We start from the raw sequence: 14165 nt of genomic DNA on the forward strand, positions 1-14165 counted from the left end.
GTGCGAGATACATTCCTGGCCAGGACACCCTCGCGGGTAAGTTTCCGTTAAGGTTGCCGTTTCATGATCGCGGTGTCGCCCAGGATTTCACGCCATGCCGAACGCCGACTCGCACCTGCCTCGTCCGACACTCCTGAACCCCCGTCTCCTCGCCAGTACGGTGGATCAACTCGGCCATCATGCCGGCTCGCGGACGGATGTCTGGCGCCTCCTGACCGAACACTTCGCCGTCGATCTCGATGCCGTCGCGGCGCTGCTGCCGCGCGCGGAGCCCGAGCCGCACTGGCTGCCGATGCGGCGCTGAGCACGGCCCGGCATCGACCCGGCCAGGCCTGCGCCCGACGCAAGTCCGGCCCCGATACGGGCAACCCGCAGGTACCGATGAACCGGGCTGGCATACGCCATGCTAGGTCCGGCCAAGAACGACCTGATCAAGAACGATCTCGATAAGAACGACAGGGGAAACACCAAGGCAACGATCACGCGGCCGCTCGGACGCCGGAGCCACACCGCGGACCTTATTCGCCAGTCTCGAACAAGGGGTCCGTCATGCCTGAATTGCTGTCCGTTGCCCTCGTCTGCGCCGCCACCCTCGTGGCCAAGGATTGCTCCCGCGATACCGCCCTCGACGTCATCGTCTCGCCCGCCCGCACTCCGATGGAGTGCATCATGCGCGGGCAGGTGGTCGCCGCCTCGACGGGCCTGCCGGGCGGCGAGGACCGCTACCTCAAGGTCACCTGCGAACGCCGCCACGCGGATCTGCGCCACCTGCGCCGCGCCGGCTACGCCGCCGCGATCGTGCTGGTCCACCGCGACGCGATCTAGTCGAGCGTGAGCCGGTCTCCGGCCTCCAACCGGCCTCCGTTCAGCACCTCCGCGTAGACGCCGCAATCGGTGTGTCCGAGGTGCTGTGACAAGGTGCGGGGGATGGCGAGATCGCGCTGGCCCGTCACCGGATCGACATTCGTCGCGGCGCAGCGCTCGGTGCGTTTGTGGATGCGCAAGGACACGCCGCCCGGCGTCGTGATCGTGCGGCCCACGAGGTCGAGTTCGGCCCAGGGGGCGAGGCCCGAGACATGGAGATTCGCTCGGAACCGGAGCGGGTCCACGGCTGTGCCGGTCATGTCCTCGATGGCCGCGACGCTGGCGAGGTTGAGGAGCGAGACGAAGCCGCGCGCCGAATCCGTGAAGCGATATCCGTCCGGCGCGGTCAGGACCTTGGCCGGACCGCGCATCGCCTCCGGGAGGAAGGCCGTGAGGAAGGCCTCGATCTCAGCGCGTCCCTCCGGCGTGCGGAGATCGCCCCGCACGGTCGCCGCTCCGCCCTGGCGGATCGTCAGCGTTCCCGTCCCGGCTTCGTAGCGGGTCTCGAGTTGCGCCAGGGCTTCGTGGCGCATGAGCATCAGGAACTTGATCTTCGGCTGGTGCGTCGGCGCATCCGGGTCGAAGCCGGAAGGGCCGTTCTCCACCGCGAACAGACGATCGCCAGGAAAATACGCGCCGGGCTGTAGGTCCGCCGATTCCAAACGCTCGGGCGAAAGTCCCTTCACGGGGTAGCGATAGAGGGCGTCGAGGCTGAGAGAGGCGGTCATGGAGGGCGCGATCATTCGCCCAGCGTGGCCCTGCTTTGCAAGGCGATGCAAGCCCAGGCACACAATCGGCAGAGGCGCGAAGCAGTCGCGTCCCGGACTCTTGTGGTGCCGAATTGCAACACTACATCCAGCGAACCGGCGGCCATGGTGGGGCCGGTGTCCCCAGCGGCCCGAGGCCGTGGGGGCAACGTTTCGGCGACCCGCCGTGCCGCATCATGCGGGCGGATGGGCGAAAGCCGGTACGGAGAGGTGGGACACCCATGAATTTCGAGATCTATACCGAACGCGCCCGGGGCTTCGTCCAGGCGGCTCAGAGCCTCGCGATGCGCGAGGGCCACCCGCAATTCCAGCCGGGCCACATCCTCAAGGTTCTGCTCGACGATCCCGAGGGCCTCTGCGCCGGTCTCATCGACCGGGCCGGCGGTCAGTCGCGGGTCGCGCTCGCTCAGACCGAGGCCTGGCTCGCCAAGCAGCCGAAGGTCTCCGGCAACGCGTCCCAGCCGCAGGCGACGCGCGAACTCGTGCGCCTGTTCGACACCGCCGAGAAGGCGGCCGAAAAGGCCGGCGACAGCTACGTGACCGTCGAGCGCCTGCTGCTCGCGCTCGCCGTCGAGAAGGACACGGAAGCCGGACGGGCGCTCGCTGCCGCCGGTGTGACCGCCGCCTCACTCAACGGTGCCATCAACGCCCTGCGCAAGGGGCGCACCGCCGACAACGCCACCGCCGAGAACGCCTACGACGCACTGAAGAAATACGCCCGCGATCTCACCGAGGCGGCACGCGAGGGCAAGCTCGATCCGGTGATCGGCCGCGACGAGGAGATCCGCCGTACCATCCAGGTCCTGTCCCGTCGCACCAAGAACAACCCTGTCCTGATTGGCGAGCCCGGTGTCGGCAAGACCGCCATCGTCGAAGGCCTCGCCCTGCGCATCGTCGACGGCGACGTGCCGGAATCCTTGCGTGACAAGAGCCTGCTCGCCCTCGACATGGGTGCCCTCATCGCGGGTGCGAAGTACCGCGGCGAGTTCGAGGAGCGCCTGAAGGGCGTGCTTTCCGAGGTCACCGCCGCGGAGGGCGGCATCATCCTGTTCATCGACGAGATGCATACCCTCGTCGGCGCGGGAAAGGCCGATGGGGCGATGGATGCCTCCAACCTCCTGAAGCCCGCTCTCGCGCGCGGCGAACTGCACTGCGTCGGTGCGACCACCCTCGACGAGTACCGCAAGCACGTGGAGAAGGACGCGGCCCTCGCGCGGCGCTTCCAGCCCGTCTTCGTGTCCGAGCCCACCGTCGAGGACACGGTCTCGATCCTGCGCGGGATCAAGGAGAAGTACGAGCAGCACCACGGCGTGCGCATCCAGGATGCGGCGCTGGTGGCTGCCGCGACCCTGTCGAACCGCTACATCACCGACCGCTTCCTGCCGGACAAGGCCATCGACCTCATGGACGAGGCCGGTTCGCGCCTGCGCATGCAGGTCGATTCGAAGCCGGAGGAACTCGACAACATCGACCGCGAGATCGTGCGGCGGAAGATCGAGGGCGAAGCCCTGAAGAAGGAGACCGACACCGCTTCCCGTGACCGTCTAGTGCGGCTCGAAAAGGAATTGGCCGATCTCGAGGAGCAGTCGGCTGCGATCACCTCTCGCTGGAAGGCCGAGAAGGACAAGCTCGGGGCGGCCGCCGACCTGAAGCGCAAGCTCGACGAGGCCCGTAACGACCTCGCCTCGGCCCAGCGCCAGGGCCAGTACCAGCGCGCGGGCGAACTCGCCTACGGCGTGATCCCGGGGTTGGAGCGCCAGCTCACCGAGATCGAGGCGCAGGGCGAGGGGGCGGCGCAGCGCGACGGCATGGTCGAGGAGGCGGTGACGCCCGCCCATATCGCGGGCGTCGTCTCGCGCTGGACCGGCGTGCCCGTCGACAAGATGCTGGAAGGCGAGCGTGACAAGCTGCTCGCCATGGAGACCGTGCTGGGCCAGCGCGTCGTCGGGCAGCGGGAAGCCGTCGAGGCGGTCTCCACCGCCGTGCGCCGCGCCCGTGCCGGTCTTCAGGACCCGAACCGGCCGATCGGCTCTTTCATCTTCCTCGGGCCGACGGGCGTCGGCAAGACGGAGCTGACCAAGGCGCTCGCCGGCTTCCTGTTCGACGACGACACGGCCCTGGTTCGCATCGACATGTCGGAATACATGGAGAAGCACTCGGTCGCCCGGCTCATCGGCGCGCCTCCCGGCTATGTCGGCTACGAGGAGGGTGGAGCGCTGACCGAAGCCGTACGGCGCCGGCCCTATCAGGTCGTGCTGTTCGACGAGGTCGAGAAGGCGCATCCGGACGTGTTCAACGTCCTGCTGCAGGTGCTCGACGACGGGCGCCTGACGGACGGGCAGGGGCGGACGGTGGATTTCCGCAATACGCTCCTGATCATGACCTCGAACCTCGGTTCGGAATACCTCGTCAATCAGGGAGAGGGCGAGGACACCGAGGCCGTGCGTGACGAGGTGATGGGGGTGGTGCGCGGCCACTTCCGGCCGGAATTCCTGAACCGGATCGATGAGATCATCCTGTTCCACCGCCTGAAGCGCTCGGAGATGGGCGCGATCGTCGATATCCAACTGAAGCGCCTGCAGAAGCTCCTCGACGAGCGCAAGATCACCCTCGACGTTGAGCCGGAGGCCCGCGACTGGCTCGCCGACAAGGGCTACGACCCGGCCTATGGGGCACGTCCCCTGAAGCGGGTGATCCAGAAGGCGGTGCAGGACCGCCTCGCCGAGCAACTCCTGTCGGGCCTGATCCACGACGGGGAGGCGGTGCCGGTTGAGGTCGGGCCTCTCGGTCTGATGGTCGGAAAGTCCGGTCTGACCACCGAGCGACGGCCGGAGCGCGCGACCCTGAACTGATCGAGGCTTTCCGGTTCAAGGACGCCGCCCGCGCCGACACTGTCGGCGCGGGTTTTCTTATTGTCGCGCCTGTTGGGCCGGGCTCACTGACCCGAGCGCAGGATCATCCGCCGGAGGCGCCCGTCGAGTTCCTCGGAGCGTGCCGAGAAGCCCCGGCCGACGCAGGCCGTGAAGGCGTCCCCCGCGAAGAAGCCGCGCGCGCTCTGCTCGCGACAATCGAGGACGGGGGGCAGCAGGACGAAGCCGAGGCCGATCAGTGCCACCACCGCGATGTTGACGGCCAGCGCGCCGAGCCAGCCCAGCGGCGACAGGAAGGGCTTCTTGGAAGCACTGGGCTCCCGCTGGCTGCCTGGCCGCAGATCGCGGACCGCGCCGCCGCGCGAGCGCCGCTCGGCCATCCTCGTGTCGAGATCGCGAATTTTCGAAGTTCCGGCCACCCACAGTTCCTTCAGGCTCTCCGCGCCGATTCTATGCCGGAACTCCTCAAGGAAGTTTGAAACGCGCTGTTCAGTGGGCCCGGGGCCGAAACGACGGGCGTGACAAACCCCCGCCAAGCTTGTGTAAAGGGCGAGTGCCGCCTTGAGCTGAACCGGCATTTGCGGACAATACGCCCCGCCGGGCGACAGCCCTCTTTTCCAGGACGTTTCGATGTCGACACCCCCGCTGGAGCGCAGGCCCGAGGCCGTGGCATCGGAGAGCGCATTGTCCCGTGCGGGCGTCCGCTTCACCGCCTGGGCCGAGAAGTGGTTTCCCGACGCCTTCATCTTCGTCGCCATCGCGGTGGTCATCGTGGCGCTCGGTGCCTTCGCCAACGGCGCGCCGGCCACCGCCATCGCCAAGAGCTTCGGCGACGGATTCTGGAGCCTGATCCCCTTCACCATGCAGATGGCCTTCGTGACCATCGGCGGCTACGTGGTGGCAACGGCACCGCCGGTCCAGGCCCTGATCGACCGGCTCGCCAGCATCCCCAAGACCGGCCGCGGCGCCGTCGGCTTCGTCGCCGCGGCCACGATGTTGTCCTCGTTCCTGAGCTGGGGCCTCAGCCTGATCTTCGGCGGCCTGCTCGCCCGCGCGCTCGCCCGGCGCACGGAATTGCGGATGGATTACCGCGCCGCGGGAGCGGCCGCCTATCTCGGCCTCGGCGCCACCTGGGCGATGGGGCTCAGCTCCTCGGCCGCCCAGCTCCAGGCGAACCCGGCAAGTTTGCCGAAGGCGCTCCTGCCGATCACCGGCGTGATCCCGTTCAGCGAGACCATCTTCCTGTGGCAGTCGATGCTGATCGCCGCGATCCTCTTCGTGATGTCGATCATCATCGCGTACATCTCAGCCCCGCGTCCGAATACGGCGGTGACGGCCGAGGATCTCGGGGTCGACGTCGCCCGGGACCAGCCGGACCTGGGGCGCCCCCAGCAACCCGGCGAGTGGCTGGAGCATTCGCCGATCCTCACGGTGCTTCTCGTCGTGATCGCAGGCGGATGGATCTTCCAGGAATTCGCCCGGCAATCCTGGATCACCGCGATCTCGAACCTGAACACCTACAACCTGCTGTTCATCACGCTTGGCCTGGCGCTGCATTGGCGCCCCAAGCGCTTCCTCGTGGCGGTGGCGAAAGCCGTGCCGGCGACAGCCGGCATCCTGATCCAGTTCCCCCTCTACGCCGCCATCAGCGCGATGCTGACCGGGCCGAAGAACGCGGCCGGCATCTCGGTCTCGGAGGTGATCACCCACGCGTTCGTCAGCCTGAACACCACCGGCAGCTTCCCGATCTCGATGGGCGTGTATTCGGCGGTGCTCGGGTTCTTCGTACCCTCGGGTGGCGGCAAGTGGTTGCTGGAAGCGCCCTACGTGATGCAGGCGGCCAACGAGCTGCAGGTGCATCTCGGCTGGGCCGTCATGGTCTACAACGCCGCCGAGGCGCTGCCGAACCTGATCAATCCGTTCTGGATGCTTCCGCTGCTAGGCATCCTCGGGCTGAAGGCGCGCGACATCGTCGGCTTCAGCTTCCTGCAACTGCTGATTCACTTGCCGGTGGTGCTGTTCCTGCTCTGGGCGCTCGCCTTCACGCTGACCTACCACCCGCCGGTCATGCCATAGGCATCGACTGCAACATCCGGCAGAAACCGTCGAGACCGATGCGCAAAACGTTACTCCCCGCCCTGTCCATCCTCCTGTTCGGGACCCTGTCCGCTTTGGCCCAAGACCGCCTGCCCGAAATCCCCGCCGCCTCGTTGACGGAGGCCCAGAAGGCCGCCTCGGCGGAGTTCCTCGCCGCGCGCAAGACCCCCGTCTTCGGGCCGTTCGTGCCGCTCCTGCGCAGCCCCGAGTTGATGACCAACGCGAGCACCATGGGGCTGCACCTGCGCTACCGCAGTGTGCTGCCCCTTCGCTTGAGCGAGTTCATCATCCTCATCACCGCGCGGGAATGGACGCAGCAATTGGAGTGGCACATCCATGCGCCGATCGCCCTGAAGGCCGGGCTCGATCTGGCGATCGTCTCGGCGATCCAGGAAGGTCGGCGACCGGATGCGATGGGACCTGAGGAAACCCTAGTCTACGCCTTCTCAACCGAGCTTCACCACAACAAAGCGGTGAGCGACACGACCTACGCTCGCGCGGTCGCGACCTTCGGCGAGCAGGGCGCCATCGAGATGGCGGGGATCAACGGCTACTACACCCTGCTTGCCATGAGCATGAACATGGCCCGCACCGCCCTGCCGGACGGAGCGCAACCGCAACTCCCGCCGCTGGTCCGCTGAGGCGCCCCGGCACGTCGGTTCTAGGAACGTGGCGCGCCGGTCGTAACCCTGTGCTGTTCGAGAGCCGCAGCGTCGTATCGACGGCCCGCTTCTTCTTGAAGCCGCACGGCGACATAGCCGATCATGACGACGATGGCCGGGGTGACGATGAATGCGAGAATGGCAAGTTCATTCATGGCTTGAGCCCCTTCAAGGCGCGCCTCGCCAGGAAATGTAGGAGGATGGCTGCGAGAAGCCAACCGGCGACGCCAAGTCCGAGCGACCAGAGGCTCACCGTCGTCTGCATATTTCCGAAATTATAGATGTAGCCGGCGACCGGTGTCGCAATTCCGACCGTGAAGCACGAAGTGGCGGCCGTGTTCAGAGCGATTGCCAAAAGCTTGATCTGCTCGTTGAAGACAAGGTTCATCGCCGGCCTGGCACGAAGGCTGCCACCCCTACGAGCAGCCACCCGGCCATCAACACCATGCCGCCGGTGGGCGCCGCCATCGGAAACATCGGCGTCCCGTGGAGCGCCCGCAGGGCGAGGTCGCCCGAGAACAGCGCGAGCCCGACGACGAGGACGCCCGCGGCGATCCGTGTGACGAGCCGGTGCGTCGTCCCCGTGGCCGACAACGCCGCCAGCGCGAGGATGGCAGGCGCGTGGAAGAGCAGGAACTGCGCGGCGGTCTTCAGGCTGTCGGCCCCGCTGACATGAGCGGCGGCTGCACTCGCGGCGACGCCGAGGAGGCCGGCGAGGGCGCCAAGTGCCAGCAGGATGCGGTCGACGCCGGTCACGCGCCGCGCTCCCTCAGCAGACGGGCGACGCTGGCGCGCAGTTCCGGCACGCCGCGATCGTCGCGGCTGGACGTGAGCAGGATCTCCGGATAGGCCGCCGGACGCCGGGCGATGGCGTCCTGCACCCCGGCGATACGGGCGTCCATCTCGGATTTCTTCAGCGCGTCGCCCTTGGTCAGCACGATCTGATAGCTCACCGCCGCCTTGTCGAGGCCGTCGAGTACGTCGGTGTCGATGCTCTTCAGGCCGTGGCGCGAATCGATCAGCATGAACACGCGGGCGAGGTTCGAACGGCCCTTGAGGTAGTCGTGGATCAGGTCGGTCCAGGCTTCGACCTTGGTCTTCTCCACCGCGGCGTAGCCGTAGCCCGGCATGTCGACCAGGGTCAGACGGCCGCCGATGTCGAAGAAGTTCAGTTGCTGCGTCCGCCCCGGCGTGTGCGAGGTCCGCGCCAGGGTGTTGCGCCCGGTCAGCGCGTTGACGAGGCTCGACTTGCCGACGTTGGAGCGGCCCGCAAAGGCGATTTCCACGCCCTTCATCGGCGGCAGGGCGGGCACGTTCGGGGCCGAGGCGATGAAGTCGGCCGCGCCCGCGAACAGCAGGCGCCCGGCCTCGAGCAGCGCGGCATCGTCTTCGGCTTGGGACATCGGGTGGCTCCGGGCGGGGCGCATCCGCCACCCTCGCGAGCCGATACGCTGGAAACGGGAAGTCCTCCCCGTCGCGGGACGGAGAGGACCGGATCGGTGCGATTGCCGGCGCCCCAGGGCGGCCGGCGGCGCGTGGTTCAGCTTTTGGCGACGGCGTTCTTGCGCCTGAACATCCCGCTCAGGTTGTCCCACAATTCCACCTTCACGCCGTTGCGGCGCATGATGACGTATTGCTGGATCACCGAGAGGGTGTTGTTCCAGGCCCAGTAGATCACCAGACCGGCGGGGAACGAGCCGAGCATGAAGGTGAACACGATGGGCATGAAGGTGAAGATCTGCGCCTGGACCGGGTCCGGGGGCGCGGGGTTCATCTTCATCTGGATGAACATCGTGATGCCCATGATGATGGGCCAGATGCCGAGATGGACGATGTCCGGAGCCGCGAAGGGCAGCAGGCCGAACAGGTTGAGAAAGCTCGTCGGATCGGGCGCGGCCAGATCCTGGATCCAGCCGAAGAACGGCGCATGCCGCATCTCGATGGTGATGAACAGCACCTTGTAGAGCGCGAAGAAGACCGGGATCTGGATCAGCACCGGCCAGCAGCCAGCCACCGGATTGATCTTCTCCTTCTTGTAGAGCTCCATCATCGCCTGCTGCTGCTTCATCTTGTCGTCAGCATAGCGTTCGCGGATCGAGGCCATCTCCGGCTGCACGGCCTTCATCTTGGCCATGGACTGGTAGGACTTGTTGGCGATGGGCAGGAACAGCAGCTTCAGGCAGAGCGTGACCACCAGGATGGCGATGCCGAAATTACCGAACAGGTGGTAGAAGAAGTCGAGGGCCCGGAACATCGGCTTGGTGATGAAGTGGAACCAGCCCCAGTCGATCAGCAGGTCGAACTGCTTGATGTTCTGGTTCGCCTGGTAGGCGTTGACGGTGTTCACCTCCTTGGCGCCGGCGAACAGCTGCTGTGTGGCCGCCACCGAGGCGCCGGGCTGAACCACCTGAACGTTGCCGAGCACGTTGGCCTGGTAGACCTTGGTGGCGCCGTCCGTCCGCTCCGTGAAGCTGCCGGTATAGGGGGCCGACTGGTCGGGGATCGCGGCGGCGGCCCAGTACTTGTCGGTGATGCCCACGAAGCCGCCGGTCACGCCCGTCCAGGTCTTGCCCTTGGTGCTGGCATTGCCGAGCGCCGGCTCCTTGGCGAGGTGGTCGTAGGTGTATTCCTGCAGGCCGTCGGCGCCGAGCACGCCGATCATGCCCTCGTGCAGCACATAGTAGCCCTGGGTATGCGGCTTACCCCAGCGCGAGACGAGGCTGTAGGGATAGAGGCTGACGGCGTTGGCGCCCTTGTTCTCGACCTCGTCGCGCAGCGTGAACAGGAACTTGTCGTCCACGCCGATCACGCGCTTGAACAGTAGGCCGGCGCCGTTGTCGTAGCTCAAGGTGACGGGCTTGCCGGGCGCCAGCGTGGTGGCGTCCGCGGTCCAGAGCGTGTCGCCGTTGGGGAGCGGACCGGCATTCTGCCCGACCCAGCCGAACTCGGCATAGTAGGGATTCTCGGTCCCGGTCGGCGAAAGCAGCACGATGCGCGGGCTCTTGTCGTCCACGGTCTCGTGATAATTCTTCAGCGACACGTCGTCGATGCGACCACCCTTGAGGGCGATTGAGCCGGCGAGCGCCGGCGTGTCGATGCTCACGCGGGGCGAGCGGGCGATGGCGGCCTCGCGGGGCACGACTCCGCCGGCCGTACCGGAGGCACCCGGCAGGGTCCCGGGCACCGGGTTGGCGGGACCGCCTTCCTTGGGGCTCGCGCTCGGCACGCCGTCCGGTCCGGCCGGCTGCGTCGCCGCCTTGTTCTGCAGGGCGGCCTGGCGCTGCTGCTCCACGCGCGGGGCGGCGATGAAGTAGTTCCAGCCGAGCAGGACCGCCAGCGACAGGGCGATCGCGACGATCATGTTCGTCTTGTCATTACCCATCGGTCGGTCCGTCGCCTGCATTGGAAAGTGGGGAGGGCGTGCGCGCGCTGTCCGGCCCCCGGCCTGACAGCGTTGTCGGCGCCGTCGCGCCCGAGGCCCTTACCGGAGCCGCCGCCGATGCGCCAGACGCGGGCGCTCCTTTGCCGCGTCCGCGACGGGAGGGCGTCCGGCCGGACTCGGCGGGGTTGGCGTGCTTGGCCGTCTGCGGCTTCGTCACCACGGCGACGGCGCGGCGCAGATCCTCGACCAGGGTATCGAAGGGTGCATGCAGCGCGGGGCGCCGGGCTACCAGGACCACATCGGCATTGCGCGCCGGAAGATCATTGGCGGCCTCCGCGACGGCCGCTCGCAGGCGTCGCCGGATGCGGTTGCGCTCCGTGGCGTGGCCAACCCGTTTGGTGATGGTGAAGCCGAGGCGCAGGCCGTCTGGCACACCTTCTGGCTTGTCCGTACCCGAGGAATCATCGGCACGGATGAGACCCTGCGCCGACATGCGTTCATTGTGGAAACGCCGTCCGCCGGCCGCTGCCAGGAACTCGGCACGTCGCAGCAACCGTCCGATCGTCGACATGGCCGATCCGATCCCGCGCCGCGCCTCATGCCCTTGAACGGCAAGAACTCCGCCTTCGACGGCAAGATCCTGGCCTTGGACGGCAGGACCTCGGCCTTCGACGGGAGCATCGGGAACCAACGTCATGGTGTGGCGCGCCGCCGTGACGGCGCCGCCGGATTTCTTAGGCCGAGAGCTTCTTGCGGCCGTGGGCGCGGCGGGCCGCGATGACCTTGCGGCCGCCGGCCGTGGCCATGCGGGCGCGGAAGCCGTGACGACGCTTACGCACGAGCTTGCTGGGCTGATAAGTTCTTTTCACGGCGCGATCTCCGAATGGCCGAGGATCGATCCGGGCTGCGCCAAAGGCCGCGCCGGATATTCACTCGCCCTGAAATGTGTCTGCAAGCGCGAACAGCGCCCCTCGAAGGCGCCGCGTCGCGATGGCGCGGCTTATGACGGAAGGTCCCACGCGAGTCAATTCCGGCGTCGCATCGGCTCCGGCGTTCGCCCCGCGCAATGATGGACCCGGAGTAACGGTTCGTTAACCCTGTGGCGCCATCCTGTGATCCTGTTCGGTGATCCCGGACACCGGGTGGACCGCTTATCTGCTCGCTTGCAATGCTCCCGACACTCATTTCCAGGCCGCCCCGAAACGGGCGGCCTTTTTTCGTGGCAAGAGCCGTGGGCACCGGCCGGCCGGGTTAACGTTAACAACGGGTAAAGCCCCCGCGTCCGGTCTGCGGCGCTAGAGTTGCGCTTCGAGGTGCAAGCGCGCCGCCTTCGTTTCATTTCGAGACGAAATCGGTCCGGTCGCGGCACAGGAGGCACCATGAGCGGATTCGACGTCATGTTTCGGGACGAGCGGGACTGGGTCAATTTCGGTGACACCTACGTCACCTCCGAGGCGTTCAAGACACTGTTTCGCGAGGGCATGACCCTGGTGGAGGAGGCCGCCGCCTATCTCGACGGGACGGGCCGCGAGGAATCCCGCCTGATGTCGCGCGACGGCACGCTGTCCTACGCCAGCGAGAGCATGCGCCTGACCACCCGGCTGATGCAGATCGCCTCCTGGCTGCTGGTGCAGCGGGCGGTGTCGGAGGGCGAACTGACCCCCACCGAGGCCATGCAGGAGAAGACCCGCGTGCGCCTGACCACGCCCGAGACCTTCCGTGGCGAGGTCTTCGGCGTGCTGCCGCCGACCCTGCAGGACCTCATCGTGCGCTCGCGCCGGCTCCACACCCGGATCCTCCACCTCGACGCGGTGATCACCGACGAGCGTCCGACCCCGGCGCCGCAGGAAAGCCCTGTGGTGGCGCAACTCGGCCTCCTGCGCGCGGCCTTCGCCCCCGCCTCGGCGTGAGCCGCTCCATCCCCGGCGCCGCAGCCGGGGGCCGAACCTGAAAACCACGGCCGAAACGCAAAACGGACGACACCCTGGGTGCCGCCCGTTTTGCGTTACCTCGTTCGGCGTGTCCTCGACCGGCCGCCGCGTCGCCGCGACGGCGGCAGATCGCCTTACTTCTTGCCGAACGAGAGGGCGCCGAACCGCGAATTGAAGCGCGAGACGCGACCGCCGCGATCGAGCATCTTCTGCTCGCCGCCGGTCCAGGCCGGATGGGTGTTCGGGTCGATGTCGAGGTTGAGGGTGTCGCCCTCCTTGCCGTAGGTCGACCGGGTCATGTAGTCGGACCCATCGGTCATCACGACCTTGATGAAATGGTAGTCGGGATGCTCGGTACCCTTGGCCTTGGCGGCCGCGCTCTTTGCCATGACGAAATCCTTGAATAGCCAAGCCGACCGGCCCGTCTGGCGGCCCGCGGCCATAGATCACGCGCAATCGGATGAAGGCGCGCCTATACCCCACGCACCTTCGCCCGACAAGCGTGCGCCGCTCGAAGAGACCGCCCGGCGGTCGCTTTTCCTGATACGACCAATGATGACGAGGCACCATGGCTCGCGGCCGTGACAAGAAAAACCAGGGGGCGCTCCGGCCCAAGGCACCGCTCGGTTCGCTGCGGCCACTGATTCCCTTCGCGGCAGTCTATCGCGGGCGGATCCTGGCGGCGTTCCTGTCACTGCTGGCGGCCTCGGGCGCGACCCTCGTCGTGCCGATCGCCCTGCGCCGGGTGATCGATCACGGCTTCTCGCCGGACGGACAGGGTGTCATCGACACCTACTTCGCCGCCCTGATCGGCGTGGTGGCGGTTCTCGCCCTGTCGAGCGGCGCGCGCTACTACACGGTGGTGACGCTGGGGGAGCGCGTGGTCGCGGACCTGCGCACCGCCGTGTTCCGGCGCCTGACCCAGCTCGACCCCGCCTTCTTCGACCGCTCGCTCTCGGGCGAGATCATCTCGCGGCTCACGGCGGACGCGACTCAGGTCAAGGCGGTGTTTGGCGTCTCGATCTCGATCCTGCTGCGCAACGCCTTCCTGTTCTCGGGCGCCGTGGTGATGATGGTGATTACCAGCCCGAAGCTCTCGATCCTGGTGCTGGCGGCGATTCCCCTCATCGTCTTCCCGCTGATTCTGTCGGGACGCGGGGTGCGCCGACGCTCGCGGGCCGCTCAGGACCGGCTGGCGGATGCGTCCGCCTACGCAGCGGAGGCCGTGAACGCGATTCGCACCATGCAGGCCTTCGGCATGGGCCGGGCCACCGCCGCCCGCTTCGCCGACGCGTCCGAGAACGCTTACGGAGCGGCCCGCGATTCGATCCAGGCGCGGGCGCTCCTGACCGGCGTGGCGATCTTCCTGATCTCTGCGAGTGTCGTCGGGGTGATGTGGTACGGCGCCCAAGGCGTGCTCGCCGGCACCATGACGGCGGGCCAGCTCTCGCAATTCGTGCTCTACGCGGTCTTCGGCGCCAGCGCCCTGGGGCAGCTCTCGGAGGTCTACGGCGAACTCGCTCAGGCCGCCGGCGCCGCCGAGCGCCTCGGCGAGATCCTGGCCGCCGAATCCGCCATCCAGGTCCCGGCCG

Annotated in this window: 17 protein-coding genes; 7 read left to right on the top strand and 10 right to left on the bottom strand. The window is 67.4% G+C overall.

All coding sequences use genetic code 11. From position 1 onward, the window contains the following. The first annotated feature begins 94 nt into the window (after window positions 1–94). Window positions 95–304, top strand: a complete 210-nt coding sequence (locus JWQ05_RS10545) for a hypothetical protein (protein ID WP_299658354.1) — start codon at window positions 95–97, stop codon at window positions 302–304. Window positions 305–549: 245 nt separating this feature from the next. Further along, on the top strand, window positions 550–825 hold the full coding sequence (locus tag JWQ05_RS10550; protein ID WP_299658356.1) for a hypothetical protein: 276 nt from the start codon (window positions 550–552) through the stop codon (window positions 823–825). Here the strand turns inward: JWQ05_RS10550 and JWQ05_RS10555 are convergent. After that, complete coding sequence (locus JWQ05_RS10555) at window positions 822–1592, bottom strand: MOSC N-terminal beta barrel domain-containing protein (protein ID WP_299658358.1); 771 nt, start codon at window positions 1590–1592, stop codon at window positions 822–824. The genes JWQ05_RS10550 and JWQ05_RS10555 overlap by 4 nt on opposite strands. Window positions 1593–1852: 260 nt before the next feature. Here JWQ05_RS10555 and clpB point away from each other — a divergent pair, with 260 nt between their 5' ends. Continuing rightward, window positions 1853–4483, top strand: coding sequence for an ATP-dependent chaperone ClpB (gene clpB, locus JWQ05_RS10560; protein ID WP_299658360.1), 2631 nt, complete (start codon window positions 1853–1855; stop codon window positions 4481–4483). Between the two features lie 83 nt (window positions 4484–4566). On the opposite strand, the gene JWQ05_RS10565 is transcribed toward clpB, so the two are convergent. Further along, the gene (locus tag JWQ05_RS10565) at window positions 4567–4881 is read right to left on the bottom strand and encodes a hypothetical protein (protein ID WP_299658362.1); all 315 of its coding nucleotides are present in this window, start codon (window positions 4879–4881) and stop codon (window positions 4567–4569) included. 250 nt (window positions 4882–5131) lie between these two features. Between JWQ05_RS10565 and JWQ05_RS10570 the strand changes: the two genes are divergently transcribed. Together JWQ05_RS10570 and JWQ05_RS10575 are read left to right on the top strand one after the other, a co-directional pair. Continuing rightward, entirely contained in the window at window positions 5132–6577 is a 1446-nt protein-coding gene (locus JWQ05_RS10570; RefSeq protein WP_299658364.1) for a TIGR00366 family protein, read from the top strand. Between the two features lie 38 nt (window positions 6578–6615). After that, window positions 6616–7239: a carboxymuconolactone decarboxylase family protein gene (locus JWQ05_RS10575; protein WP_299658366.1), complete on the top strand. Its 624-nt coding sequence runs from the start codon at window positions 6616–6618 to the stop codon at window positions 7237–7239. A 20-nt stretch (window positions 7240–7259) separates the two neighbouring features. On the opposite strand, the gene JWQ05_RS10580 is transcribed toward JWQ05_RS10575, so the two are convergent. The 7 genes from JWQ05_RS10580 to rpmH form a co-directional block, all read right to left on the bottom strand. After that, window positions 7260–7415: a hypothetical protein gene (locus JWQ05_RS10580; RefSeq protein WP_299658368.1), complete on the bottom strand. Its 156-nt coding sequence runs from the start codon at window positions 7413–7415 to the stop codon at window positions 7260–7262. Further along, on the bottom strand, window positions 7412–7648 hold the full coding sequence (locus JWQ05_RS10585; protein ID WP_299658370.1) for a hypothetical protein: 237 nt from the start codon (window positions 7646–7648) through the stop codon (window positions 7412–7414). The genes JWQ05_RS10580 and JWQ05_RS10585 overlap by 4 nt, the downstream gene beginning before the upstream one ends. Beyond that, window positions 7645–8016 carry a DUF423 domain-containing protein gene (locus JWQ05_RS10590; RefSeq protein WP_299658372.1) on the bottom strand — a complete coding sequence of 124 codons (372 nt, stop codon included), beginning with the start codon at window positions 8014–8016 and terminating at the stop codon, window positions 7645–7647. Before JWQ05_RS10590 ends, JWQ05_RS10585 begins: the two co-directional genes overlap by 4 nt. Then, the gene (yihA, locus tag JWQ05_RS10595; protein WP_299658374.1) at window positions 8013–8663 is read right to left on the bottom strand and encodes a ribosome biogenesis GTP-binding protein YihA/YsxC; all 651 of its coding nucleotides are present in this window, start codon (window positions 8661–8663) and stop codon (window positions 8013–8015) included. Before yihA ends, JWQ05_RS10590 begins: the two co-directional genes overlap by 4 nt. A 137-nt stretch (window positions 8664–8800) precedes the next feature. Further along, entirely contained in the window at window positions 8801–10642 is a 1842-nt protein-coding gene (gene yidC / locus JWQ05_RS10600; protein WP_299658376.1) for a membrane protein insertase YidC, read from the bottom strand. Continuing rightward, a complete protein-coding gene (gene rnpA, locus JWQ05_RS10605; protein ID WP_299658377.1) occupies window positions 10635–11213 on the bottom strand; it encodes a ribonuclease P protein component in 579 nt (192 codons plus the stop codon). The genes yidC and rnpA overlap by 8 nt, the downstream gene beginning before the upstream one ends. Before the next feature lie 163 nt (window positions 11214–11376). Beyond that, window positions 11377–11511: a 50S ribosomal protein L34 gene (rpmH, locus tag JWQ05_RS10610; RefSeq protein WP_055947927.1), complete on the bottom strand. Its 135-nt coding sequence runs from the start codon at window positions 11509–11511 to the stop codon at window positions 11377–11379. 510 nt (window positions 11512–12021) lie between these two features. Between rpmH and JWQ05_RS10615 the strand changes: the two genes are divergently transcribed. Next, window positions 12022–12552 carry a DUF1465 family protein gene (locus JWQ05_RS10615; RefSeq protein WP_299658392.1) on the top strand — a complete coding sequence of 177 codons (531 nt, stop codon included), beginning with the start codon at window positions 12022–12024 and terminating at the stop codon, window positions 12550–12552. A gap of 155 nt (window positions 12553–12707) precedes the next feature. Here the strand turns inward: JWQ05_RS10615 and rpmE are convergent, their stop codons facing one another. Further along, a complete protein-coding gene (gene rpmE, locus JWQ05_RS10620; RefSeq protein WP_299658394.1) occupies window positions 12708–12962 on the bottom strand; it encodes a 50S ribosomal protein L31 in 255 nt (84 codons plus the stop codon). A 179-nt stretch (window positions 12963–13141) separates the two neighbouring features. Between rpmE and JWQ05_RS10625 the strand changes: the two genes are divergently transcribed. Beyond that, a partial coding sequence (locus tag JWQ05_RS10625) for an ABC transporter transmembrane domain-containing protein (protein ID WP_299658396.1) occupies window positions 13142–14165 on the top strand: 1024 nt, incomplete at its 3' end.

The sequence above is a fragment of the Methylobacterium sp. genome, assembly GCF_028290105.1.
Lineage (GTDB): Bacteria > Pseudomonadota > Alphaproteobacteria > Rhizobiales > Beijerinckiaceae > Methylobacterium.